This is a genomic window from Flavobacterium sp. ST-158 (assembly GCF_058309975.1).
Genome location: NZ_JBZEEN010000005.1, coordinates 273,962 through 299,426 on the forward strand (window position 1 = coordinate 273,962; position 25,465 = coordinate 299,426).

Annotated in this window: 14 protein-coding genes; 8 read left to right on the top strand and 6 right to left on the bottom strand. The window is 32.7% G+C overall.

Annotated elements, in window-relative coordinates:
* Nucleotides 1-179: 179 nt before the first annotated feature.
* Entirely contained in the window at nt 180-1,808 is a 1,629-nt protein-coding gene (locus AC4FRF_RS10040) for a glycoside hydrolase family 43 protein (RefSeq protein WP_491159368.1), read from the top strand.
* A gap of 67 nt (nt 1,809-1,875) precedes the next feature.
* Here the strand turns inward: AC4FRF_RS10040 and AC4FRF_RS10045 are convergent, their stop codons facing one another.
* Nucleotides 1,876-6,276: a hybrid sensor histidine kinase/response regulator transcription factor gene (locus tag AC4FRF_RS10045; protein WP_491159369.1), complete on the bottom strand. Its 4,401-nt coding sequence runs from the start codon at nt 6,274-6,276 to the stop codon at nt 1,876-1,878.
* Nucleotides 6,277-6,698: 422 nt separating this feature from the next.
* On the opposite strand from AC4FRF_RS10045, the gene AC4FRF_RS10050 reads away from it, so the two are divergent.
* The 3 genes from AC4FRF_RS10050 (at nt 6,699) to AC4FRF_RS10060 (ending at nt 14,278) form a co-directional block, all read left to right on the top strand.
* On the top strand, nt 6,699-10,346 hold the full coding sequence (locus AC4FRF_RS10050; RefSeq protein ID WP_491159370.1) for a hybrid sensor histidine kinase/response regulator transcription factor: 3,648 nt from the start codon (nt 6,699-6,701) through the stop codon (nt 10,344-10,346).
* Nucleotides 10,347-10,547: 201 nt separating this feature from the next.
* Nucleotides 10,548-13,538 carry a glycoside hydrolase family 2 protein gene (locus AC4FRF_RS10055; protein WP_491159371.1) on the top strand — a complete coding sequence of 997 codons (2,991 nt, stop codon included), beginning with the start codon at nt 10,548-10,550 and terminating at the stop codon, nt 13,536-13,538.
* Between the two features lie 41 nt (nt 13,539-13,579).
* Nucleotides 13,580-14,278: a DUF1826 domain-containing protein gene (locus AC4FRF_RS10060; protein WP_491159372.1), complete on the top strand. Its 699-nt coding sequence runs from the start codon at nt 13,580-13,582 to the stop codon at nt 14,276-14,278.
* Between the two features lie 46 nt (nt 14,279-14,324).
* On the opposite strand, the gene mnmE is transcribed toward AC4FRF_RS10060, so the two are convergent.
* A complete protein-coding gene (mnmE, locus tag AC4FRF_RS10065; RefSeq protein WP_491159373.1) occupies nt 14,325-15,728 on the bottom strand; it encodes a tRNA uridine-5-carboxymethylaminomethyl(34) synthesis GTPase MnmE in 1,404 nt (467 codons plus the stop codon).
* A gap of 147 nt (nt 15,729-15,875) precedes the next feature.
* Between mnmE and AC4FRF_RS10070 the strand changes: the two genes are divergently transcribed.
* Together AC4FRF_RS10070 and AC4FRF_RS10075 are read left to right on the top strand one after the other, a co-directional pair.
* On the top strand, nt 15,876-16,709 hold the full coding sequence (locus AC4FRF_RS10070; protein WP_491159374.1) for a universal stress protein: 834 nt from the start codon (nt 15,876-15,878) through the stop codon (nt 16,707-16,709).
* Nucleotides 16,710-16,774: 65 nt separating this feature from the next.
* Nucleotides 16,775-18,547, top strand: a complete 1,773-nt coding sequence (locus tag AC4FRF_RS10075) for a MutS-related protein (protein WP_491159375.1) — start codon at nt 16,775-16,777, stop codon at nt 18,545-18,547.
* 314 nt (nt 18,548-18,861) lie between these two features.
* Here the strand turns inward: AC4FRF_RS10075 and dnaN are convergent, their stop codons facing one another.
* The 4 genes from dnaN to AC4FRF_RS10095 form a co-directional block, all read right to left on the bottom strand.
* Nucleotides 18,862-19,980: a DNA polymerase III subunit beta gene (gene dnaN, locus AC4FRF_RS10080; RefSeq protein WP_491159376.1), complete on the bottom strand. Its 1,119-nt coding sequence runs from the start codon at nt 19,978-19,980 to the stop codon at nt 18,862-18,864.
* Between the two features lie 117 nt (nt 19,981-20,097).
* A complete protein-coding gene (gene gldG / locus AC4FRF_RS10085; RefSeq protein ID WP_491159377.1) occupies nt 20,098-21,783 on the bottom strand; it encodes a gliding motility-associated ABC transporter substrate-binding protein GldG in 1,686 nt (561 codons plus the stop codon).
* Complete coding sequence (gene gldF / locus AC4FRF_RS10090) at nt 21,783-22,508, bottom strand: gliding motility-associated ABC transporter permease subunit GldF (protein WP_491159378.1); 726 nt, start codon at nt 22,506-22,508, stop codon at nt 21,783-21,785. Before gldF ends, gldG begins: the two co-directional genes overlap by 1 nt.
* Before the next feature lie 41 nt (nt 22,509-22,549).
* A complete protein-coding gene (locus tag AC4FRF_RS10095) occupies nt 22,550-23,380 on the bottom strand; it encodes an SAM hydrolase/SAM-dependent halogenase family protein (protein WP_491159379.1) in 831 nt (276 codons plus the stop codon).
* Between the two features lie 195 nt (nt 23,381-23,575).
* Here AC4FRF_RS10095 and AC4FRF_RS10100 point away from each other — a divergent pair, with 195 nt between their 5' ends.
* The gene (locus AC4FRF_RS10100; protein WP_491159380.1) at nt 23,576-24,526 is read left to right on the top strand and encodes a PhoH family protein; all 951 of its coding nucleotides are present in this window, start codon (nt 23,576-23,578) and stop codon (nt 24,524-24,526) included.
* Nucleotides 24,527-24,604: 78 nt separating this feature from the next.
* Complete coding sequence (locus tag AC4FRF_RS10105; RefSeq protein ID WP_491159381.1) at nt 24,605-25,420, top strand: SDR family NAD(P)-dependent oxidoreductase; 816 nt, start codon at nt 24,605-24,607, stop codon at nt 25,418-25,420.
* The last annotated feature ends 45 nt before the right edge of the window (nt 25,421-25,465 follow it).

Sequence of the window (25,465 nt, forward strand, 5' to 3'; positions counted from 1 at the left end):
TAGGGATGCGTTTGTCTTAAAAATACACTTAAGCATAGTTTTAAGGTTAATAGGATAGAACAAAACGAGCTATTTAATTGCTTTTTAAAAGTAGTAAAAATACTGTAATTAAGAATTTTTTACTGTCTTTATTAAAGTAGTTATTAAGTTGATTATATCTTGAATTAAATAAATATAAAATGAGAAAATTTAAAATTACATCGGTATTTATGCTTGCTGTTTTAGGAAGTGTTTTTGCGCAAAGCATTCCAAAAAATGTTTCGCAAGTTTGGGTTTCCGATTTAGGAAATGGAAAGTATAAAAACCCTGTTATTTATGCCGATTATTCCGATCCGGACGTATGCAGAGTAGGCAAGGACTACTATATGACAGCTTCGTCTTTCAATTGTATTCCAGGTTTACCTATTTTACATTCTAATGATTTAGTGAATTGGGAATTGATTAATTATGCATTACCCAAACAACAGCCTTTTGAAGTTTTTGACAAAATCCAACATGGGAATGGTGTATGGGCACCTTGCATTCGCTTTCACAATGAGGAATTTTATATTTTTTATCCTGATCCTGATTTTGGAATTTACATGACCAAAACCAAAAACCCTTATGATGAATGGAGTGAGCCAATTTTGCTTAAACCAGGTAGGGGAATTATTGATCCAGCTCCTTTTTGGGATGAGGACGGAAAAGCCTATTTAGGATATGCATTTGCGGGTAGTCGTGCCGGGACTAAAAGTGTATTAATGCTGTGTTCGATGAATGCGGAGGTTACTCAGGCTAATGAAGATGATGTGTTATTATTTGACGGTCATGCCAATCATACCACAGTTGAAGGGCCTAAATTCTATAAAAGAAATGGTTATTATTATGTTTTTGCACCGGCTGGAGGTGTAGCTACTGGCTGGGAATTGATTTTGCGTTCTAAAAATATTTATGGTCCTTATGAAGAGAAAATAGTATTAGAACAAGGGAAAACTAAAATAAATGGGCCTCATCAGGGGGCTTGGGTAGATACAGTTACTGGTGAGGATTGGTTTATCCACTTTCAGGATCAAGGGGCTTACGGACGTGTCGTACATTTGAATCCGATGTCGTGGAAAGACAATTGGCCGGTTATGGGGGCAGATAATGACCATAATGGCATAGGCGAACCAGTTACGGAATTTAAAAAACCAAATGTAGGGGCTGTATATTCTAAAGCTACACCTCCAGATTCAGATGAATTTAATACTCCTAATCAGGGATTGCAGTGGCAATGGCATGCTAATAAAAATTTGGTTTGGGGGTATCCATCAGCGGGAATGGGCTATTTTAGATTGAATTGTATCCCAAAGCCTAATGACTTTATAAGTTTATGGCAGGTATCTAATATTTTTGCTCAAAAATTCCCAGCGGACGAATTTACTGCGACTGCAAAATTTGAGTTTACACCTAATTTTGATAATGAGGAATTTAGATTGCTCATTATGGGAAGAAGTTACAATTCATTGTCAATTAAACAAATTAATGGAAAATTAAAATTGATTCAGGCAATGGCTAATCAGGCGGATAAAGGAAAAGCGGAAACAATTACTGAAATTGCCGATTTGAATAGCAGTTCCCTTTATTTTAGAGTCAAAGTTGAAAAAGATGCTCAGTGCCAATTTTATTATAGCTATGACAACAAAAAATTCATAAAAGCTGGTACAGCTTTTAAAGCAACTGAAGGAGTATGGATAGGAGCAAAAGTAGGTTTTGTAGCGCTAAGAGAAGGAATCATCAATAATGCCGGTTATGCAAATATTGATTGGTTTAGAATAACTAAAAATTAAAATTTTAGAAATAGCATAAAAAAAGAAGTCATTTGACTTCTTTTTTTATGCTTACAAAACAGCAAAATTAAGCTTTGTTTTTTTGTCTGTATTCGCTGGGTGTAGATCCATATTTATTTTTAAAGGATTTTGTAAAATATTTAATATCTGAAAATCCAGTCATATAAGCTATTTCTTTAATCAGCAATTGACTGTTAGTTAATAATTGTGCAGCTCTTTTAATACGAATGTCCCTAATGAATTCTACAGGAGTAAATCCTGTAAGGCTTTTTATTTTGTTGTTGAACGAAGTTCGGTTAAGTCCAATTATAGTTCCTAAATCTTCAACAGAAAATCCATTATTATCAATGTTTTCTTCAATAACCTGCATAACTTTTTGCATGATTTGCTCATCTTGATCGGTTATTAAATAAGGCTTTGGGTCGTATTCTTTTGTCTCATTTTGGGGTCTGTCATAGGCATCAAAAATACTTTGTAATCTTTTGCGCTGTTCCAGCAAATTGACAATTCGGGCTTTTAGATATGCTACACTAAAGGGTTTGGTAATATAATCATCGGCTCCATAGGAAAGACCTTCTAACTTGCTTTCAATAGTCGTTTTGGCTGTCAAAAGAATAATAGGAATATGACTGGTTTCTATATTAGTTCTGATTTTTTTTAATAAATCAATACCGTTTAGCATAGGCATCATAATATCACTAATAATAAAATCTGGTGATTCATCTAGCGTTTTTTGATATCCAATTGCTCCGTTTTCAGCTTCAATTATGGTATAATCATCCTCTAATACATTTTTGATAAAGGCTAGTAGCTTTTCATCATCTTCAACTATTAAAACTTTAATTTTTTCCGTGGTGCTGTTTTGGTTTTTGTACAGACTTATCGGTTGAGTTTTAATAAGATTTTGTTCTTCTGCTTCATTTGTTTCTTCCTTTGATACCAATTCTACTTCATCGGTAAAATGGCTGTTGCCTATTTTAAAAACAACAGAAAATACACTTCCCTGATTGGGATGGCTTTCAAAATAAAGTTCACCATGAAGTTTTTCGACTAATTCTTTAACTAATGCCAATCCAATTCCCGTACTGGGATTATTTTCATTTTTATTGAAGGAGGCAAAACGGTTAAAAATACTTTGCTGGTGTTCTTCGGATATTCCAATTCCTTGATCTTTTACCGTTAGTGTAATTTTTTTGGCTGTTTTTTTAATACTCACCGTGATGGATTGATATTCTGGCGTGTACTTGAAAGCATTAGATAAAAGGTTCATCATGATTTTTTCTAATGCGCTGGTGTCGGCCCATAATTTAATATCATCGCCTTCAATTTCTAACTGATAATTGATGTTTTTTTCCTGAGCAATTTCGAAAAAATTATTAAAAATAGCACTCACAAACTCTGTTAGGTTGATTTCTGAAATTTTTAATTTTTGATATTGAATTTTTCTGAAATCCAAAATTTGATTCACAAGTCTTTGTAGTCTGTTTGTACTTTGAGCCACAAAAGAAAGTTGTTTTTTTATGATTTCAGGTGTGCGTTGGTCATTGATTAAATATTCAATTGGCCCAGAAATAAGGGTTAGCGGAGTACGCAATTCATGGGAAATGTCAATGAAGAATTTTTGTTTTAAATCAAATATTTCTTTTTCATTTTTGGCGGCAGTTTTTAAACTATAAATGGTGAGTACCGTGCGATTGATGAGATAAAAAACTCCAAAAAACAACATTATATAAATGATGTAAGCCACTGTAGTATTCCATAGTGCTGGTTTAACTTCAATTGTAATTTTTCTTTGATTGTTGACCCAAAACCCCTGACTATTAGTTGATTTTACTTTGAATACATAAGTACCTTTTGGCACATTAGTGTAAAAAGCAGTTCGTTGTTTATGTACATAATTCCAGTTTTCATCAAAACCTTCCAATTTATAGGCATATTTTATATTTTTTGGATTAATATAATCCAGTGCTGCAAATTGAATGTTGAAAAAGTTTTGGTGGTGTTTCAGGGTAATTTTTGTATTATCATCTAAAGTAAAAGGCAAAGGAGATGTTTTATCGATTTCAACTTGTTGATTGAATAGCTGCAAGGTCGTTAACGCTAGATAAGGTTTGTAATTATTAGGTTTTATCTGGTCTGGAAAAAAATGCAGTAATCCTTCGGAAAAACCAAATAATAATTCCCCCGTGTCTAATTTTAAACGAGTTGCCTCAGTAAAGTTTTTGTAAGACATGATAGGTTTTACGTCTGTAAAAACCTCAAAACGCTCATCAATGGGGTTAAAACGCATCAAGATATAATCGGTGGTAATCCATAAGTTCTTATCTTCGTCTTCAATCATCGAAAGAATATTATTAGAAGGAAGACCATCTTTAAGGGTGTAGTTTTTAAAAGTAAGAGGATAACCCAATTGATCTTTGGTCAAAACTCTGCTTATTCCTCCATCGGCGGTTGCAATAAAAGTTTTTCCATTTGTCGAAATGCAGAAATCAATAACATCATTACTGTTTAAAAATTTTTTATCATTCTTGGAGATTTCGTAAACCTTTATATTCCCAGCTGTATTAATATCTTTAGTGGGGTTAAGTACTAAAAGTCCTGTGGTTGTCCCTATGTAGAGTAAACCTTTTTTATCTTGAGTGATACATCTGATATTAATGTGTTTTTTTAAGACATCTGTTTGCCATTTATTATTAGTATTGATAAAACGAATGGATTGGTTTGTGGTTTGTATAAGGTTTAGACCATTCCAAGTACCAACCCAAATATTATTGGATTGATCACTAAAAATAGAGTAGATGTTATCATCATTTAGGCTGTAAGGATTGGAACTGTCATGTACATAATGGTTGACTGAGAAATTATAATTTGAGTCTTTAGGCGTTAGCTTGTAAATACCGTCTCCACGGGTTCCTATCCAAATATTGGCTTTAGAATCCTGCATAATACTATAAACTGCTTTTTTCCAGGTGGCGTTATTTTGTAAATTTCCTTTAGGAGATAAATGTCCAATAAGTTTGTATTTTTTGTCGTAGATGGCAATTTGGTTTTGTTTAGTTGCCACCCAAATATTTTTATTACTATCCTGAAATAAGGATCTAACATCATTTCGAATGGTAGGAATTGCGGGATTATGGATGCCTAGGGATTTAAAATTAGTTTGACTAAAAACCACTTTAACCACGCCTGTAGTTTGTGTATTGTACCAAAGGTTACCTTGTTTATCAAAATAAGCAGTATGGAAATTATTGCTAAAATTGCTATTTGGAAAATAAGAAGTAGAAGCTGTAAAAGGTACTAACTCATTTTTGATTGGATTGTATTTAGAAAATTTTCCTCCGCGTGGCTGTACCCAGATTTCGTCTTTTGAATCTGTTAAAACCATAGGAGTTGTTGGGCCAAATGAAGCCGAAAATATATCTGTTTTAGCCGAAAAACAAGTTAGTTCTTTGGTTTTAAAATTAAAAAGGTTTATCCCCAGACTGTCCGTGTTTACAAACCACAATAAGTTGCCCTTTATCAGTTTAATAGGATTGAGATTTTTAGTGTTTAAATTTGGAATATTGTCTTCATTAAAATATTCAGTCTGACCGGTAAAAATATTGATCACACAAAAACCCTTTTGGTTCGAAATAGCCACTATTCGCTGGCTATCTAATTTTTCAATTCTGATGATTGTAGCATTAAATTCCAGTTTTTGAGTACGGTAATTTTTAGTTCCTTTATCGTATTTAATGATAATTCCGTTAGTACCTCCAAACCAGATTTCATCTTCCAGTTCTAGAGCTGAGTGAAAGGCATTGGAAGTATTGGTTTGAGGAATCAGATAAAAAGGTTTTCTTTTTATCTGATTGAATTTAACAACAGCAATCCCTTTGTCAGTTAGAAGCCAAGAATTTTTTTGACTGTCTTCAAAAACATCAATTACAGTATTGGTATTTAAAGTCTTTGTTTGGGTATGATAAATTTGATTATTATAGTTTTTGTCCGAAATCAGGATACAGCCATTGTTTTTAGAAATTAACCAGACCAATCCAGATTTGTTGGTGTTTATTTTGTTAACTTCAAATTTTTTATCAGGGATGTTTGGTATCAATTCAGTACCCCAGAAAGTTTCGGTTTTGGGATCAAAACAATAGGCTTTTGTATCATTAGCAAAAGCTTTCATCCAAATTCGCCCGTAATAATCTTCAATAATCCAATTAATACGATTGTTTTTCATTAATACTTTATCCCGAGCCGTTGTAATATAATTTTGAAACGTATATCCGTTATATTTACTCAAGCCATTTGTGGTAGCCAGCCATATAAAACCTTTTTTGTCTTGTAGAATTCTATTAATGATATTGTGAGGAAGCCCATCTTCAACCAAATAATTTTCAAAGGAATAATTTTCCTGAGAGTAGGAGGTTGGCATTATTGTAATTAGAAATAATAATACAATATAGGTCTTGAATGGTATTTTCATTTTGTATGTTTCCTTTTAGGGTTAAACAAAAATAGGATAATTAAATTTTAAGTTTTGATTAGTAACTGTAAGAAGTTAATTTTTAAAAAGACTTTGCTTTTTGTTTTCTCTATAAAGAAAAGGATATTTGTAAACAGTTTAGGCAATAGAAACCAACAAAGTTATTGTTTTAAACCAATTTTATAGTAGTTGTTTTACATGAAAGAGGGAGTTGTTTTACAATATGAAACCGATTTAGAAGACGAATGGTTAGCTATAGCATCTATAGAAATAACCAATTTTAAATTTTTATGTATACAAAGGAGTTAGAATATTTATTTTAGATATTTTAACTCCTTTGTTTATTTTCTTGTAGACATAGTTCTATATTTGTTAGTTGTACTCAGTTTGTAAACTGATTTTTCTTGCCCAAAATAGTGTAAATGAAAAGAAAATTAATTGTTTTATTCTTTATAATAATTGCCCATTCCTCTTTTGGACAAAGACTTTTTTTTGAAAAAATTTCAGGTCAAGAGAACGATCCTAGTACTTCCATTCATGGTATTGCTAAAGATTCTATAGGTTATGTATGGTTTGGTAGTTGGAACGGAGTATATAGATATGATGGAAAAACTTTTGATTTTTATTATCATAATCCTAATAATGCGTTTTCATTGCCTAATAATAGAATACGTAATATTGTTTCAGATAAAAAACTAGGTCTTTGGTTTTTAACTTTTGATAGAAAATATGCAAAGTTCAATTACCAATTGAATAATTTTAAAGTAGTTGAAGCGAAAGCTGTGCCTGAAGTTATAATAGAACAACTAAACAGTAATAGCAATACTTTAAATAAAAATAAACTAGTTAACGGTGTCCATTATTATTTGTCATCACATCAGTTTACTGCCCTGGATTTAACTACAAGACAAGAGTATAAGTATTCGGCTAATATTAGTCAAGCAGGTAATTTGTTAGACGATTATATAACTACTTTTTTTATTGATGATGAAAACATTATTTGGTTAGGCACCAGAGGAGGCGATATCTATAAAGCCAATCCAAACCGGAATCCATTTGAATTGCATTATAGTTATGTAACCAAAAACCAAAATACCAAATTAGCCACAGTAAGAGCAATTCTTAAAGTTGAAAATAAAATTTGGCTAGGAACAGATGAAGGTATATTAATTTATAAGGACAATCAATTAGACACAAATAATCCTTTTTATCGTTCTAATAGTAAAATTAACCAAGTGCGAACCTTGTTTAAAGATAGCAAAGGAGGAATTTGGATAGGAGGGGTGAATGGTTTAGAATATTATAATCCCCTAAACAATCAACTTAAACCAATAATCAATAAGACACTTTCACCTAAACTGGAAACTTGGTCGGTTTATGCCATAGAATCCTATGATGCGACTACTTTGTGGGTAGGATTGTACAATAGTATTGCAAGGATAAATGTATCTGATTTTTCTATAGCTTATTTTAATTTGGCTAAGCTAATGGACCAACATAGTGTTATGGATATTGTTTCTATCGATAAACAAAAACTTTGGCTTGGAACCGAAGGAAATGGTATTATTCAATTAAAAATGAATAACAAGCTGGAAGTAACAAATGATAATTCGTTTAGTACATTTCGAAGTGGTTCGGCAATCAAGAAAAAATTATCAGGAAGTATAATTTATGCGCTTCTAAAAGACAAATGGGGAACTGTATGGATAGGTACAAGTGAAGGTTTGTATAAAAGCAAACTAAGTTCTAATCCTGTTCAAATAGAAAAAATTCAATTGCAATCGGATTTACCTAATACGTATATATCATCCATTACCGATGATAAAAATGGAAATATTTGGGTGGCTCACAAAGAAGGTATTTCTAGAATAAATGCCATATCTGGAGAAATTTCTAACTATCAAAAAAAGGATCAATACAGTTCTTGGCGATTTTTAGAAAGAGCAATTTTTAATGATACTATTGGAAATACAATCTATTTTGGTGCTAAAAACGGTTATGTGTCATTTAATCCAAGCAAAATAAAATCCAATTCGAACAATAATAATTTAATTTTAAAATCACTCTATATATCCAATCAAGAAGTTATTCCGATGGATACCATTTGGGGAAAACCTATTTTGACCAAAACGCTTTCGCAAACCCAAACTCTGAAATTGGATTATGAAAACAGAAACTTCACGATTTCTTTTGCTTCATTCAATTATTTAGACAACCGCAAGGAGGTTTTTGAATATATGTTAGATGGCTATGATACTAGTTGGACAAAAACAACAACTAATAAAGCTTTCTTCAATAAAATTCCTCCTGGAGATTATGTATTTAAGTTGCGATTGCTTTCGCCTAATGGTTCAAAATCTCCGATTACGCAGTTAAATATTGGTATAGATGCGCCTTGGTATGCTACTTGGTACACTAAATTATTATTTGCATTAATCTTAATAGGTTTGGCTTATTGGGTATTCAGAGCAATTTTATTACGCGATCGTCTTAAAAATGAAATTCAGTTAGAGCGATTAAATACCGAAAGACAACAAGCTCTAAATAAGGAAAAAATTGAGTTTTTTACCAATATTTCACATGATTTAAAGACACCTTTAACTTTAATAGTTGATCCATTAAAACGCCTACAGGGTGATAAAGTAGCGCCAGAAGATAAAGCGGTTTATTTTTCTATTGTGAATAGAAACATCAGTTATTTAACCAAATTGATTTATCAGATTTTAGATTTCCGTAAATCGGAGATTGGAAAATTAAAACTACATCCAAGCGCTCAGGATTTTAATGCTTTTATGGAGAAATGCTATAAAACATTTGAATTTATTGCTAAAAAAAGAAATATAAAACTACAATTAAACAGTAGTGAAACCATTTTAGATTGTTATTTGGATTTTGAAAAATTGGAACAAATTATTACCAATTTATTGTCAAATGCCTTTAAATACACACCAGATGGAGGTACTGTAAGCATTAGTGTATTGCTCAACAAGGAGCAGTCGAATATTGAAGTTACAATTGAAGACAATGGAATTGGTATTGAAGCTTCTGAATTAGAAAAGATATTTGAGCCATTTAATAATGTTGGACCTACCCCTTATTATGGTTATTCTTCAGGAATCGGATTGTCTTTGACTCGAAATTTAATCCAATTGTTACAAGGTAGTATTCATTTAGAAAGCGTTCCTAAACAAGGCACGAAAGCCATAATCCATCTGCCTTATGTGGCTGTTGTTCCAGAGGAGAGTACGCCAAAAACAGGAGAGGAAACAGCGGTTTTAGAAAAAGTAAAAGAAATAGAAAACATTCCTGTTGAAAGCAGTAAACCTACTTTACTGGTGGTAGAAGACAATCCTGATGTTCAAACGTATTTAAATAAGGAATTGAGCAAAGATTATGTTTTATTGCAAGAATACGACGGAAAAAAAGGATTGGAAGCGGCTATAAAATACGTTCCAGATATTATTGTTTCAGACATTATGATGCCCGAAATGGAAGGAACGGAGTTTTGTAAACAACTAAAAAAGAATGAAAATACCAATCATATTCCATTGATTTTTTTAACTGCCAAAGCATCGGATGAAAATCAAATTGAGGGCTTTAATTTAGGTGCCGAAGCTTATGTAATGAAACCGTTTAATGTTGATATTCTAAATGCCCAAATAAAGAGTGTTTTAGAAAATAGAAGTATTCTACAAAACAAATTAGCAGGAATTAAAAAAATTGAACAGTTGCAAGAGGAAATTCCTGTTATAGATAATGATTTTCTTGAAAAAGTAATTGATCAAATAACGCTACATTTAGAAGACAGTAATTTTAACGCTGAAGAATTAGCATTGAAACTTGGAATTAGTCAGCGTCAATTGTATCGAAAACTAAAAGGAATTACCGGAAATACCGTTCATGAATTTATTACTAAGATTAAAATGAATCAAGCTGAAGTAATGCTTAAGAATTCGGATTTGAGTATTTCTGAAATTGCTTATAAGTTGGGGTTTTCAGAACCTTCTAATTTCTCGCGAACGTTCTCGAAACACTTTGGCTGCAGCCCATCTCAATTTTTGAAAAAATAAACACTTTTTTTAAAGTAAAATACAAGACAATTTGGTGTCATATTCAGACAATTAGAACCAAATGTCAAGATATGACAACTAATGGCAGTTATTGATAAATAGAATTCTACTGAAGAAATATACATTTGTGAAAAAAAATACTATTTGATACGTCATACTCAAATAGTACAAGGTCTAAAGAAATAAAACACCAATTATATTATGAATTTGAAAGGGATAATATGTGCATTTAGTTTGCTTACATTTTTAGCAAATAAAGGTTTTGCTCAAGAAAACAACTTGAAAAGTAGTAAATACAATTTTGATTACGGTTGGAAATTAAATGTTGGCGATGCTCAAGAAGCAAATAAAGCTGCATTTGATGATCAAAATTGGACGGCTGTTAATCTCCCTTTTGCATGGAACCAAGCCGAGGCTTTTAAGAATGATATTACGCATTTAACTACTGGAATTGCTTGGTATCGTAAATCATTTCAATTACCAAAAGATGCCTCGGACAAAAAAGTCTTTATTGAGTTTGAAGGGGTACGTCAAATGGGTGAAGTTTATTTGAATGGAATTTTTATTGGGAGACATGAAAATGGAGTAATGGCTTTTGGTTTTGATTTAACGCCATACGTTAAACCTTTTCCTCAGGAAAATGTAATTGCCATTAAAACGGATAACAATTGGAAATACAAAGAGAAAGCATCCAACTCAGAATTCCAGTGGAACAATAACAATTTTAACGCTAATTATGGTGGATTGCCTAAAAATGTGTATTTGCATGTAAAATCTAAGGTGTATCAAACTCTTCCTTTGTTTTCTACCTTAGGAACAACAGGAACTTACGTATACGCAACAGCTATTAATATTGCCGAAAAGAAAGCAGTGGTTAATGTGATTTCACAGGTTAAAAACGAACAGTCAACTGCTATTACTGCTCAATTAAAAGTGAGTGTTGTAGATATGGATGGTAAAGAAGTAGCTAGCTTTTTAGGCGATTCTTTTACTGTTAATCCTAACGAAAAAAAGGAATTAAAAGCAGCTAAAGCATTAAATAATTTGAATTTTTGGAGTTGGGGCTATGGTTATTTGTATAAAGTAACGAGTGAATTGATAGTGGATAATAAATCTGTTGATAAAGTACTTGTAACTACAGGGTTCCGTAAAACTAAGTTCGAAAAAGGAATGATTTATCTAAATGATCGTGTGATTATGGTTCACGGTTATGCTCAGCGAACAAGTAACGAATGGCCTTCAGTAGGAATGTCAGTTCCAGCTTGGATGAGTGATTACAGCAACAGTTTGATGATAAAAAGTAACGGAAATTTAGTAAGATGGATGCATGTTACACCATGGAAACAAGATATTGAATCTTGTGATAGAGTAGGCTTAATGCAAGCTATGCCTGCCGGTGATGCTGAGAAAGATGTTACAGGAAGAAGATGGGAACAACGTACCGAGTTAATGCGCGATGCTATCATTTACAACCGTAACAATCCAAGTATTATTTTTTATGAATCGGGTAATGAAAGTATTTCTGAGGAGCATATGGCAGAAATGTTAGCCATTAAAAATCAATACGATCCTTTTGGAGGACGTGCCATAGGAAGTAGAGAAATGCTTGATAGTAAAGTAGCTGAATACGGAGGCGAAATGCTGTATATCAATAAAAGTGCTCATATTCCATTTTGGGCAACTGAATATAGTAGAGACGAAGGTTTGCGTAAATATTGGGATGAATTTACACCACCATACCACAAAGAAGGAACTGGAGGAACAACACATGAAAATGTAAACGGAACTAAAGTTACCGATGCTAGTGCTTACAATCACAATCAAGATGCTCATGCTATTGAAGATGTGGTGCGCTGGTATGATTACTGGGAAATGCGTCCTGGTACAGGAGAGCGAGTGAGTTCAGGAGGTGTAAACATTATTTTTAGTGATTCTAACACCCATTATAGAGGACAGGAGAATTATAGAAGAAGTGGGGAAGTAGACCCTATGCGAATTCATAAAGACGGTTTTTATGCACATCAAGTAATCTGGGATGGTTGGGTAGATACGGAAACAGTTAAAGCGCATATCATTGGTCATTGGAACTACGAAAAAGGAGTAATTAAAGATATTACAGTTGTATCAACAGCTGATGCAGTAGAATTATTTGTTAATGGTAAGAGTCTTGGAAAAGGTGCGCAAAGCAAAAGATTTTTATATACGTTTAAAAATATTGCTTTTCAAGAAGGAGAAATCAAAGCCGTGGGTTATGATCAATCAGGAAAACAAGTTTGTGAAGATGTAATTAAAACGACTGGTAAACCGTATGCACTTAAATTAAGTACCATAGAAAGACCAGGCGGAACCTTGGCTAACGCTAATGATTTAGCTATTGTACAAGTAGAAGTTGTAGATGACAAAGGCAACCGTTGTCCAACAGCATTGAATATGATTAATTTTGAAGTAGAAGGAGAAGGAACCTTTGTAGGTGGAATTGCTCAGGGACCAGATAATTATATTGGTTCTAATGTGCTTCCAGTAGAATGTGGAGTGAATAGAATTATGGTGAGATCTACTGAAACGGCTGGACAAATCAATATTAAAGCAACTTCTAAATCACTTAAAACTGATGCAATTACAGTAAAAACCATTACAACTGATTTAGGGAAATTATCAACGGATTTGCCCAATGAAAATTTACCATCTTATACAGAAAAAGGACCAACACCTAGTACGCCTTCATTCAAAAAAACAAGGAATGCGGTAGCTATTATAGCGGCTAGGACTAATTCAAATCAAGCTGATGCCAGCAAAAGTTTTGATGATAATGAATTAACAGAATGGACTAATGGTCCTTCTAGTGCCAAAATTGAATATGAATTAGCTCGTGAAGCCAATATTAATCAAGTGGTATTAAAATTGGCTGGATGGAGAAGTAAAAAATATCCAATTAGAATATTAGTAGATAATAAGAAAGTTTTTGAAGGAACAACGCCCACAAGCTTAGGATATGTTACTCTTGATTTTGCACCAACAAAAGGTAAAAAAGTCCAAATCCAATTGGTTGGAAAAACAGATGACAGTGATGCAATCAATTTGGTTGAAATTACTGGAAAAGTGGATCAAGCTGGATTGAAAAAGGGAAATAGTAAAGTACCACAATTACCTATTGTTGAAGTGGAGTTTTATGAATCAATTTCAAAGAAATAGAATTTTATAATAAATTAATTAAATAGCTTGTTAAGTATACTATGAGCAATATTTTTTCTGATAACAGTCAAATAGGAATGGTATCCACTTTTTCTGAACTTGTACATACGGATTTTAAGGGAGAGATGAATGCTTTATGCTGGTTTAGAAATTTAGAAGGTGATTTTAATGAGATAGTAGCTAAACTTCAACTAAACGCAGATATTACAGAAATCTTACCTAAAGATCTGTTAGCACTGCAGCTATCTGAAAAGGGAAGTATTGCAAGGGATATAATCTTAAATGATATTGAGTTACTAACTGATTTTGGAGCTTCACCCTCGCTTAATTTACTGAAGTGTTATGAACGAGATGATGAATTTGATTTCATCTCTACTGATGTGTATTCGTTTCATGTGGATCGTTCACCTGTTCCAACGGATACTTTTTTATGTACCTATTACGGTGCTGCGAGTGATATAGTATCTAACGCACAAGCGGAACAAAAAATTTTGATTCCCGAAATTAGAAAAAAGCTCATAGAACTGCATAATGAATCTGCTGATGATTTTGAAAACTTTTTAAAAGAAAATTATTTCGATTTACATTACCAACTTCACCCTCATGTCGAACCTACTAATTTAGGTTTAGGACATCTTTGGCGTCTAGCAGTAGATCACCCTGAACAGCAGGTTTTGCCATGTATTCACAGGGCGCCAATAGAAAATAAAGGAGAATGTCGTTTATTGTTGATTTGTTAATAAGTCTTTTACCTGTAATTTATAATCTATAATATCTTTAAGTTATTTATTTTCCGATACAGAAATTAGCAAAGATATTTCCTAGTAATTCATCATTGGTAACCTGGCCAGTTATGGTTCCAAATTGGTATAAAGCTTCTTTAATATCCAATGCCATCAGGTCGCTGGAAAGGCCGGTTTCCAAACCAAATTTCACTTTTTGTATTTCATCTAAAGCTTTTAGTAAAGAATCGTAATGTCTTGTATTTGTTACTATTGTTTCGTTATTTCGCAATGCGCCGGTATTAACAAAAGATAATAACTGATTTTTAAGTTCTTCGATGCCTATTTTTTCTTTAGCCGAAATTGTTATTAGTATTGAGTTATCAGTTTTGAGTTGTTCTTTGATGGATATGATTTCGTTTTGACCAAGTTGATCCATTTTGTTTAAAACAATTATTAGAGGTTTTAACGGAAACTGATTTTTGATTTTTTCGATTTCAAATTTTACGTTTGTTAAACTATTAACAGTTAACTGAGAACTGTCAACTAAAAGTAAAACTACTTGTGCTTGCTCAATTTTTTCAAAGGTTTTTTTGATTCCGATGCTTTCTACCACATCTTTGGTTTCCCGAATTCCGGCCGTATCAATAAAACGGAAGCCAATTCCGCCAATGACCAATTCGTCTTCAATGGTGTCGCGGGTAGTTCCTGCAATATCTGAAACTATGGCGCGTTCTTCGTTTAATAAAGCGTTTAAAAGTGTTGATTTTCCAACGTTTGGTTCGCCTACGATGGCTACAGGAATTCCGTTTTTAATCACATTACCTACGGCAAAAGAGTCCACTAGACGTTTTAAAACAAATTCAATGCGGTTTAATAAGTCGTGAAATTGAGTTCTATCGGCAAATTCAACGTCTTCTTCGGCAAAATCCAATTCGAGTTCTATTAGCGAAGCAAAATTCAGTAATTCTTCTCTCAATTTTGCAATTTCATTCGAAAAACCACCACGCATTTGCTGCATCGCAATTTGGTGGCTCGCTTCATTGTCTGACGAAATCAAATCAGCTACAGCTTCGGCTTGCGACAAATCTAATTTTCCGTTTAAAAAAGCACGTAATGTAAATTCTCCGGCATCGGCCATTCTGCAGCCTTTTCTAAGCAATAGCTGAATAACTTGCTGTTGGATGTAAGTAGAGCCATGACAGGAAATTTCAACGGTATTCTCGCCGGTATAGGAGTTAGGCCCCTTGAAAACTGAAACTAATACTTGGTCTAAGGTTTTAGCACCATCAACAATATGTCCTAAATGTAGCGTATGTGTTTTTTGCTTGGTTAAATCCTTGTTTTTAATAGATTTAAAAACAGTGTTAGTAATGTTTATGGCATCTTCTCCCGACACACGGATTATGGCTATGGCTCCAGCACCAGAAGCTGTGGCTAGTGCTACTATAGAATCGTTGTTTAGCATTTTTTTCTGAATTGGTTGCAAAGGTACTAAATCTGATGAAGTATTATTTAACGTTCTAATATAAAAGCATAATTTGCTGGGAAATAATGCGTTAAAATTGTATCTTTAAGCTATTAACTGATGTTTAATTTTAATAAACCCTTTAAAATGAAACGCATTTTATTTCCTACCGATTTTTCTGAATCAGCCACTAATGCTTTTGTTTATGCTTTGGAATTTGCTAATTGTATAGACGGAGAGTTGGTGTTGTTACACGCTTTTGATTTGCCTGTTTTTGATAGTCAATATTTCCCGGAAAACTACATGCTGATTTACGAATCGGTAGAGTTGACTCAATTTGAAGTTTTTAAAGACGAATTACCTAAACTGCATGCTATTGCTCAAGAACGTCAGTTGGATCATATCAAAATGAGTCACCGTTTGATGGATGGGAATTTATTGAGTACCATTGAAAGGTCTATTAAAGAAGATAAAATTGATTACATCATTATGGGAACGGAAGGCGCAACTGGCTGGTCGGAAGTTTTGTTAGGAACGCATACCACAGCGGTTATTTCGGATGTAAGTATTCCTGTTTTTAGTATTCCTTCAACAGTGAAATTTAAATCCATAAAAAATATTGCTTTTACCACTCGTTTTCGACCTAAAGATAAAAAAGCTTTGAAAGAAGTTGTGGCTATAGCCCAAAAAATGAAGGCGAAAATCAAGTGTTTGTATATCAAAACAGATGCTTCGGATGTTTCTAAAGAAACGGTAAGAGAATGGGAAACCGATTTTGCTAACGAGGCAGTTGAATTCCATGTGGTTTTAAGTGAAGAGGTCAAAGAAAGCATCTTGGATTTTATTCTCTTCAAAGAAATTGATGTTTTGGTGATGTTAACCTATAAACGCAATTTTTTTGAAAAGCTTTTTCACCACAGTTTGACTAAGGATTGTGCTGCAAATTTTGATATTCCTGTTTTAGCGATTCCAATTCGATAATTCGTGCAGAAATTTACCTACTTATTTAAACGGCTGGTTTATATTTGTGTCTCATTTGATACATTATGAATATTTACAAGTCTAAAGCGTTTTTTTTTACCTACGAGTTAAGTAAAATCAACAAGAAATACAATAGTATTAGCCTACTCCGATTGTTGAGTATTTTGCTTTTTTTAATTGCTTTGTATTATTATTTCCAAAAATTAGAAGTCTTATGGTTGTTGTTGGCGGTTTTGTGTTTTACAGCTTTTGTTTTTTTGATGCGAATTCATTCCAAGTTACTATTCAAGAAAAGAATTAACCAATCATTGTTAATTATTAATAATGAGGAGATTACTTTTTTAGAAAACAAATCTGTTCCTTTTGCATGTGGAGAAGAATTTATTGATTTTCATCATCCGTATGCATACGATTTGGATATTTTTGGTTCCCATTCTTTGTTCCAATATCTCAATAGAACGGCTACTTTTATAGGTAAAAAAAAATTAGCTGCAGCTTTATTATATAAATCAAGTAATGCAGAAATTATAGCCAATCAAGAAGCAATTGCCGAATTAACTCCTAAAATAGATTGGCGTCAGGAATTTTTGGCTTTCGCCAAAATAACAAATGATAACGAATCCAGTTATAAATCATTATTGCAATGGAGCACTTTTAATAGCGAAGCTTTGCCACATTGGTTGTTGTTTTTCTCATTTGCTAGTCCATTACTTTTTGTAGCTGTTTTCATAAGCTATTTAATCACTTCTAATCTGGTTTTTCTGAGCATTTTGTCGTATTTGTTTGTTTTAAATTTGATTGTTTTAGGTCGTTTTTTTAAACGAATTCAATTAGAAATAGCCAATTCTGATAATATTGATAAAGTAATTGGACAATATGGATTGTTATTGGATAAAATAGAAAAAACACATTTTGCCTCAAAAAAGCTAATCGATTTACAACAACGATTAAAATTCAAAACGGAAAACGCTAGTGTTCATTTGAAAAAATTATCTGAATTATTTTCCAGAAATGATACTATTGCAAATCTGATAACAGCAGTTTTATTCAATGGAATATTCTTATTCAATATACATGTGCTTAAAGCAATATTAAATTGGAAAAAAGAACATGCTGCGGTGCTGGAAGATTGGTTGGAAGTGATTGGTGAATTTGAAAAACTAAACAGTTTAGCCAATTTCTCCTATAATAATCCTGAATTTGTGTACCCAAAATTAAATACTGATTTCAAAATTGATTTTTCAAATCTAAGTCATCCTTTGCTTAATCCTAAAACTAGAATAGGGAATGAAGTTGCTTTTTATCCTCAATCGTTTATGATTTTAACAGGTTCCAATATGTCGGGAAAAAGTACTTTTCTACGAAGTTTAGGAATTAACATTGTTTTAGCAGGAACAGGTTCGGTAGTTTGTGCTAATGAGGCTAACGTACATCCATTACCCGTTTTAGTTTCTATGCGCCTTTCGGATTCTTTATCAGATAGTGAATCGTATTTCTTTGTCGAAATCAAGCGCTTAAAGCAAATTATGGATGGTTTAGAAAAAGAACCTGCTTTTGTCCTGCTAGACGAAATTTTAAGAGGTACTAATTCGGATGATAAACGAAACGGAACAATTGAAGTGATTAAAAAAGTAATTGCTAAAAAAGCCATTGGCGCAATTGCTACACATGATATCGAAGTATGTTTGACTACTAATCAATATCCTGAGATTTTAAGTAATAATTGTTTTGAAGTAGAAATTCAGAATGATGAATTACATTTTGATTACAAACTTCGAAATGGAATTTGTCAAAATAAAAGCGCTACATTTTTGATGAAGAAAATGGAGATCATTTGATTTTTTTTTTAGCCACGAATTCACGAATTTTTTTTAGAATCTTAGATTTTAAATGTCCACAAATTAGAGAAATTAAAAGAATTTTAATTTTTTAATTTTTGTTTATCAAAGACTATTTGAAGAATTTGCAGAATCTAAAGGAATATTGTTGATTCGTGAATTCGTGGCTACTAAAAAGCAAAAAAACCGCTTTTCAAGGAGGAATCGCGGTTTTTTTAAATATAAAAAATGGTTGGTTAATAACGTAATTGTATGCAATAATAGGTATTAAATTCCGAAATCAAAAATAAATCCTATGTTTTTTTTAATTTTATTTAACTATTTAGCATTACCGGCATAACTAACATAGTTACTGTTTCGCCTTCTTCTAAACCGTCTACTGGAGTTAAAATTCCAGCTCGGTTTGGCAATGACATTTCTAGCATAATCATGTCCGATTGTAGGTTAGTTAACATCTCAGTCAAGAAACGAGAGTTGTAACCTATTTGCATATCATCTCCTTGGTAGTCACAAGTCAATCTTTCTTCAGCTTTGTTTGAATAATCAATATCTTCTGCTGAAACATTTAATTCAGCACCAGCAATTTTTAAGCGAATTTGGTGCGTTGTCTTGTTAGAGAAAATAGCCACACGACGTACAGAGCTCAAAAATTGAGAACGGTCAATCATTAATTTGTTAGGATTTTCTTTTGGAATTACAGCTTCGTAATTTGGATATTTTCCATCAATTAAACGACACATTAATACGTAATTGTCAAAAGAGAAAGTAGCATTAGAATCGTTGTACTCAATTTTTACTTCGGCGTCAGATGTAGACAGAATATTTTTTAAAATAGTCAACGGCTTCTTTGGCATAATAAAATCGGCCACTTGAGAAGCAGTTACATCCGTACGAGCATATTTTACTAATTTATGAGCATCGGTTGCTACAAAAGTCAATCCTTGTGGAGAAAATTGAAAAAACACTCCTGACATCACTGGACGTAAATCGTCGTTTCCAGCTGCAAAAATAGTTTTACTAACAGCAGTAGCTAATACATCAGCAGGAACTAAGGTTACTGAAGGTTCATCTAAGTTGATTGCTTTAGGGAATTCTTCTCCTGGAGCATAAGCTAAGGCATATTTTCCTGAATTAGAACTGATTTCTATAGTGTTGTTTTCTTCTACTGTAAAAGTTAAGGGTTGTTCTGGAAAGGTTTTTAAGATTTCCAAAAGTAATTTAGCTGGTACAGCAACACTTCCTTGACTAGTGGAATCAATAGACAAAGTAGCTGACATCGTAGTTTCTAAATCGGAAGAAGAAACGGTTAATTCGTTATTGTCTAATTCAAATAAGAAGTTGTCTAAAATAGGCAAAGTATTGCTGCTATTAATAACGCTTCCTAAAACTTGTAATTGCTTTAATAAGTACGAACTCGATACTATAAATTTCATATGAAGATTATATTTGTTTTTTATTGGAATATGGTATCTTTTTCTAGAATTTGTAAATGATACATTTTTACAAATATATCGTAAACAAATCTAGTATTGAAAATTTTTTATTAACATCTATTTGCTGTATTTGCATTTTCGTAAATAGCCAAATACAACTCCAAAAACAGCTAAAATTAGGATTGGAAGCCCGATAGTTATGACTTGCGTCTGGGTATAATTTTCATATACTTTTTCTTTATCTAATAAAGGCAGGTCTAAATCCTTAGATCGAATGTTAATAAGTCCAGTGTCGTCCAACAAATAATTAATGCAATTGAGCAGGAAATCTTTATTATCATATAAATTTCCGGAGCGTTGATCGAATCCTAATTCAACGGGTTCGTAATTTTTGTCCAGTTGGTTTTTGATGATATCTCCATCCGAAATTACAATCATTTTATTTTTTCCCCCAATAGCTTTAAAATTCTTTTGGTCGAAAGCTAACACACGGTTTTGAAACACCGAATGAAAATTTCCTTCGAGTAAAACAGCCATCGGAATATTTCCTGTATTGATATAATGATTTGGACTGGTTTCCTCAGCAACAATATTCAAATTGATTTCAGTAGGAGTTCCCACTTTTTTAGAATATTGAGACGATTGTAGTAATACCGTTTTCTTGATTCCGTTTTTTAACGTATCAATAGGATTTGCAAAATCAAATTTTATTCCACCTAAATTCTTTACAATAGGATGTTTGCTTTCAGGGTAAACCAAAGGTGCAAATTTCCAATTGAAAGCTTGGTATTGGGTAGCACTTCCTTGTTCGCCAGTAGCCAGTTTTATGGGGCTACCTTGTTCGTCTTTTACAATATCAGGATTGATTCGGATTCCGTATTTAAAAAACATATCATTTAGATTCAAATCTCTTGGAAAAGCCAATGTTGCTCCTGAATCATTGTATAAACTATCCATTTCCACCGCCACTTGATCAATTAGCCAGATGGTTTTTCCTCCGTTAATGATGTATTGGTCTAAAAGCTGTTTTTCGGCATCAGTAAAAACTTCTGTTGGTTTAGCAATAATGGCTAAATCGTATTTTTCTAGAGCTTCTAAACTGGCTAAAGGACTTTTGGCAACCGAATCCAAAGTGAATGGGCCAATGTGATAGCTTTCTCTTATTTGTAATAAAAACTTAGCTATAAAAACATCTTTGATTTCGCCATTTCCTTTAATTACAGCAATTTTTTTCTGTTTTTCTTTAGTGATTTTGTTTAAGGCATCTGAAATAGAATATTCTAAATGTTGTACCGAGCCAATTACTTTTTCGGTTGTAGAAGCTCCCATGATGTTTTTCAACAGCGGAATATTGACTTCTTTGTTGTGATACACAGCAATCGCCCAAGGAAAAACCATAGCTTGAGATTGTTTTCCCTTGTCGTCAACAGTAATGTTTACAGGAGTCAAGCCTTTCATGTATAAGGCTTTAACATTGTTCATGCTTTCGTCTTCGTTTTCCAAAGGATTTACAAATTCGAAAACAATATTAGAATTGTAAGCTTGAAATTCTTCTAGTAATTCTTTAGTTTCTTGTTGTAATCTTTTGAATTCAGCAGGTAAATCTCCCTCCATGTATATTTTTATCGAAAGCGGTTCCTGGACCTGTTTGATAATACTTAATGAAGTTTCAGAAAGTGTGTATCTGTGGTCTTTAGTTAAGTCAAATCGATGAAAAAAGGAATTACCAATTACATTGATAATTAACAGGATGGCAATTGTAATCAATACCGATTTAAGGTTTCTTTTTTTAGCAGTTTTCATTACAATTTAAAAGATTTAAGTTGGTAAACAGTTAAAGAAAGAAAAGCGATAATAATACTTAAAAAGTAAATAACATCACGAGTATCAATAACACCACGGCTCATACTTTTAAAATGATTTTGCATGCCTAAAGATGATACAAATGATGAAAAGGATGGAACTAAGGTTGAGAATCCTTCAAAACCAAAATAGAAAAAGAAACACAAAAAGACTGCAATAATAAAAGCTACTATTTGATTATCGGATTGGGTAGACGTAAAAATTCCGATAGCAGAATAAGCACCTATCAAGAAAAAAAGTCCAAAATATGAACCAATTGTACTTCCCATATCAATGTTTCCTTCTGGCATTCCTAAATTAGAAATCACTTGGACATAAATAAATGTAGGGATAATTGCAATTAAAATTAATAACATAGCCCCTAGAAATTTTCCGTTAGCTATTTGCCAAATTGACAATGGTTTAGTAAGTAACAATTCAAGTGTTCCTTGTTTTCTTTCGTCAGAAAAACTACGCATGGTAACTGCAGGAATTAAGAACAATAAAATCCAAGGCGATAAGCTGAAAAAGGGAGTCATATCAGCAAATCCTGAATTTAGGATGTTGTAATCGCCTTCAAAAACCCAAAGGAACAAACCGTTGATAATTAGAAAAATGGCGATAACTAAATAACCTATGGGGGAACCAAAAAAGGATTTTATTTCTCTTAATAATAGGGCTTTCATGTATTGATTCGGGTATTTGTTAATTGGTTTATTTGAAAATTTTAGTTTTTGAATTCTATAGTAACTGCGTCTCGATAATTGAGTCCTAATAAACTACTTGCTGAACCAATTTTGGACGGATTGCTTCTAAAAATGGCAATTTCCAGGTAACCAGCTTCATTAAAAATAGCGAGTTTTTCACCCTCGTAATTCTTAATCGGATATTTTTCTGAAATTGCTATTGCAGAATAATTTGGCAAAATAGTTTTAATGTTTTTATTTTTGAAATGAATTTCATACGGCCTTCCTTTTGCTACTTCAAGAAATTGTTTTTTGGTGATATTGGTAATTACATTTCCAAAATGGTCGATATAGATAACATAACCTTTGAGGTTGTTACCGTCATTAGATACCACCGCTTTCATTTCGGTGACTTCTTTTACCGCACTGATTTCTCTACCAATTACATTAAGTAATCCACCTCTGGCAATATGACAGGCTACGGTTACAAATACATCTAAACCAGAAGCATCATTAGGCAAACGGTCGTGAATATTGATGGCAACAATCTTTTGTGGAACTATTTTTTGCGAAAGCATACTTAAAATACCATTATCGGCAGCAATAAAATAAGAATCATTCCATTGCATTACAATATGCTGGTTTTCTTTGTTTAATTCCATATCTACGCCAATAAGATGTATGGTTCCTTTGGGAAAACTGGAATAGGATGCACCGATTATGTAGCTGGCTTCTACGATATTAAATGGATCTATATCATGCGAAATATCAATAATTTGAGCTTCCGGATATTCGGATAAAATTTTCCCTTTTAGCGCACCTACAAAGTGATCTTTCAAGCCGTAATCGGTAGTAAGGGTAATTATTGACATATTTTTGTTTATAACTATTGATGAAATCTAAAATTAATTTTCATTAAATTTGAGAAATGCAAAGCTAATAATAGTAATCTCAAAAACGCAAAAAAGCAAAAACAAATTATAAATAGTAACCAAATAAAACCAAGGTGAATTTCCATTTTGGACAAGATTTTAAAATGATTTAGTAATACTAAAAAATTATATCCTTTGAACGAAAGAATTATCGAGCTCATAGACATCGCTCCAAAAGAGTTTTGGGGCGCTCAAGACTCTCATCTTGAAACCATTAAAAAATACTATCCAAAATTAAAAATAGTTGCCAGAGGGACAACTTTAAAAGCATTTGGAGAAAAAGACATATTGGACGAGTTCGAAAGGCGTTTTCAGCGATTGATGCTTCATTTTACACGTTACAACAATATTGATGATAATGTGATTGAGCGCGTTATTTTAGGAGACGTTCAGGACGATAGAAAAATGAGTCCAAATGACAAAATTTTAGTGCATGGAGTAGGAGGTAAAATTGTAAAAGCAATGACGCCTAACCAACAATTATTAGTCGATACTATTAATAAAAACGACATGGTTTTTGCTGTAGGACCAGCGGGTACAGGTAAAACTTATACTGGAGTTGCAATGGCTGTAAAAGCTTTGAAGGAAAAACAAGTCAAGCGTATTATTTTAACACGTCCAGCGGTAGAAGCAGGCGAAAATTTAGGTTTTCTTCCGGGAGACATGAAAGAAAAGCTCGATCCATATATGCAACCGCTTTATGATGCTTTGCGTGATATGATTCCGAATGAAAAATTAGAAGATTATATTTCGAAAGGAATTATCCAAATTGCCCCATTAGCCTTCATGCGTGGTCGAACTTTAGATAATGCTTTTGTAATTTTGGATGAAGCCCAAAATACAACACATTCGCAAATGAAAATGTTTTTAACGCGTATGGGAAAAAATGCTAAGTTCATGGTTACAGGTGATCCAGGACAAGTCGATTTGCCACGTAGAACAATTTCTGGACTAAAAGAAGCGTTATTAGTATTGAAAGACATTGAAGGAATTGGAATTATTTATCTGGATGATAAAGACATTGTAAGACACCGATTAGTTAAAAAAGTAATTGACGCATACAAATACACTGAAAATCAAGATTAAATATTAATAGTAATACCGAAAATATTCTTGTTACGACCCCAATCGGGGTCGTAGCTTTTTAATAAAAACCACTAAATATTGAAAAACGTAATCATAACAGGAGCATCAGGAGGAATAGGAAAAGAATTAGCGTTGCATTTTGCAAAAAATAATTGGAATGTAATTGCTACAATGCTCTGTTTAGAACAAGGAAAAGAATTAAAAGAACTAAAAAATATTAAATGCTATTTGCTCGACGTAACTTCAACAGAAAGTATAGCTAAAGCGAAACAACAAATTCTAGAAGATTTTAAAACCATAGATGTGGTAATTAATAACGCCGGAATAGGGTATAGGAGTTTTGTAGAATTCTCTGAAGACGAAGAAATCAATAATATTGTAGATGTGAATTGGTTAGGTGTAGTTAAGGTTTGCCGTGCTTTTACGCCCGTTTTTAGAATGCAAAAAAGGGGACATTTTATTAATATTTCCTCTATTGCAGGCTTAGTCAATTTACCATTAGGTAGCTTTTATCATTCTACCAAACATGCTGTGGAGAGCTTTTCAGAATGTATGGCGTACGAGTTGATGAATTTTAATATCAGTGTTTCTACGGTGCAATTTGGAAATACACCTTCTAATTTCCAAAAAAATGTAAGCAAATGCGATGCTACTCCGTTGAAATGTTACAATGAATTAATGCGTAAAATAAGCAGTATTGTTGAAGGAAAAACTAAGAAAAATGTTGATTTAAAGCAATCAATTATTGAAAAGGTTTTAAAAATTGCCGAGAATCCACCCAAGAAATTCAAACGCAATACCATTGGTTTTGATGCTAATGCTCTTAGTATGCTGCGTAATTTTTTAGGATATCAAATCTTTGGTAGAATTATAAGGTATTCGGTTTTTGGGTAATAATACTGTTGCTAAAACTTAATAAATACGTTAATTTGCTGTTAT

What these genes read in the sequence shown, in the direction of transcription:
- AC4FRF_RS10070 (WP_491159374.1), top strand. Translation starts at nt 15,876, where the DNA reads ATGAAACGCATTTTATTTCCTACCGATTTTTCTGAATCAGCCACTAAT.
- mnmE (WP_491159373.1), bottom strand. Translation starts at nt 15,728, where the DNA reads ATGCTAAACAACGATTCTATAGTAGCACTAGCCACAGCTTCTGGTGCT.
- AC4FRF_RS10045 (WP_491159369.1), bottom strand. Translation starts at nt 6,276, where the DNA reads ATGAAAATACCATTCAAGACCTATATTGTATTATTATTTCTAATTACA.
- dnaN (WP_491159376.1), bottom strand. Translation starts at nt 19,980, where the DNA reads ATGAAATTTATAGTATCGAGTTCGTACTTATTAAAGCAATTACAAGTT.
- AC4FRF_RS10095 (WP_491159379.1), bottom strand. Translation starts at nt 23,380, where the DNA reads ATGTCAATAATTACCCTTACTACCGATTACGGCTTGAAAGATCACTTT.
- gldF (WP_491159378.1), bottom strand. Translation starts at nt 22,508, where the DNA reads ATGAAAGCCCTATTATTAAGAGAAATAAAATCCTTTTTTGGTTCCCCC.
- AC4FRF_RS10075 (WP_491159375.1), top strand. Translation starts at nt 16,775, where the DNA reads ATGAATATTTACAAGTCTAAAGCGTTTTTTTTTACCTACGAGTTAAGT.
- AC4FRF_RS10055 (WP_491159371.1), top strand. Translation starts at nt 10,548, where the DNA reads ATGAATTTGAAAGGGATAATATGTGCATTTAGTTTGCTTACATTTTTA.
- gldG (WP_491159377.1), bottom strand. Translation starts at nt 21,783, where the DNA reads ATGAAAACTGCTAAAAAAAGAAACCTTAAATCGGTATTGATTACAATT.
- AC4FRF_RS10060 (WP_491159372.1), top strand. Translation starts at nt 13,580, where the DNA reads ATGAGCAATATTTTTTCTGATAACAGTCAAATAGGAATGGTATCCACT.
- AC4FRF_RS10050 (WP_491159370.1), top strand. Translation starts at nt 6,699, where the DNA reads ATGAAAAGAAAATTAATTGTTTTATTCTTTATAATAATTGCCCATTCC.
- AC4FRF_RS10040 (WP_491159368.1), top strand. Translation starts at nt 180, where the DNA reads ATGAGAAAATTTAAAATTACATCGGTATTTATGCTTGCTGTTTTAGGA.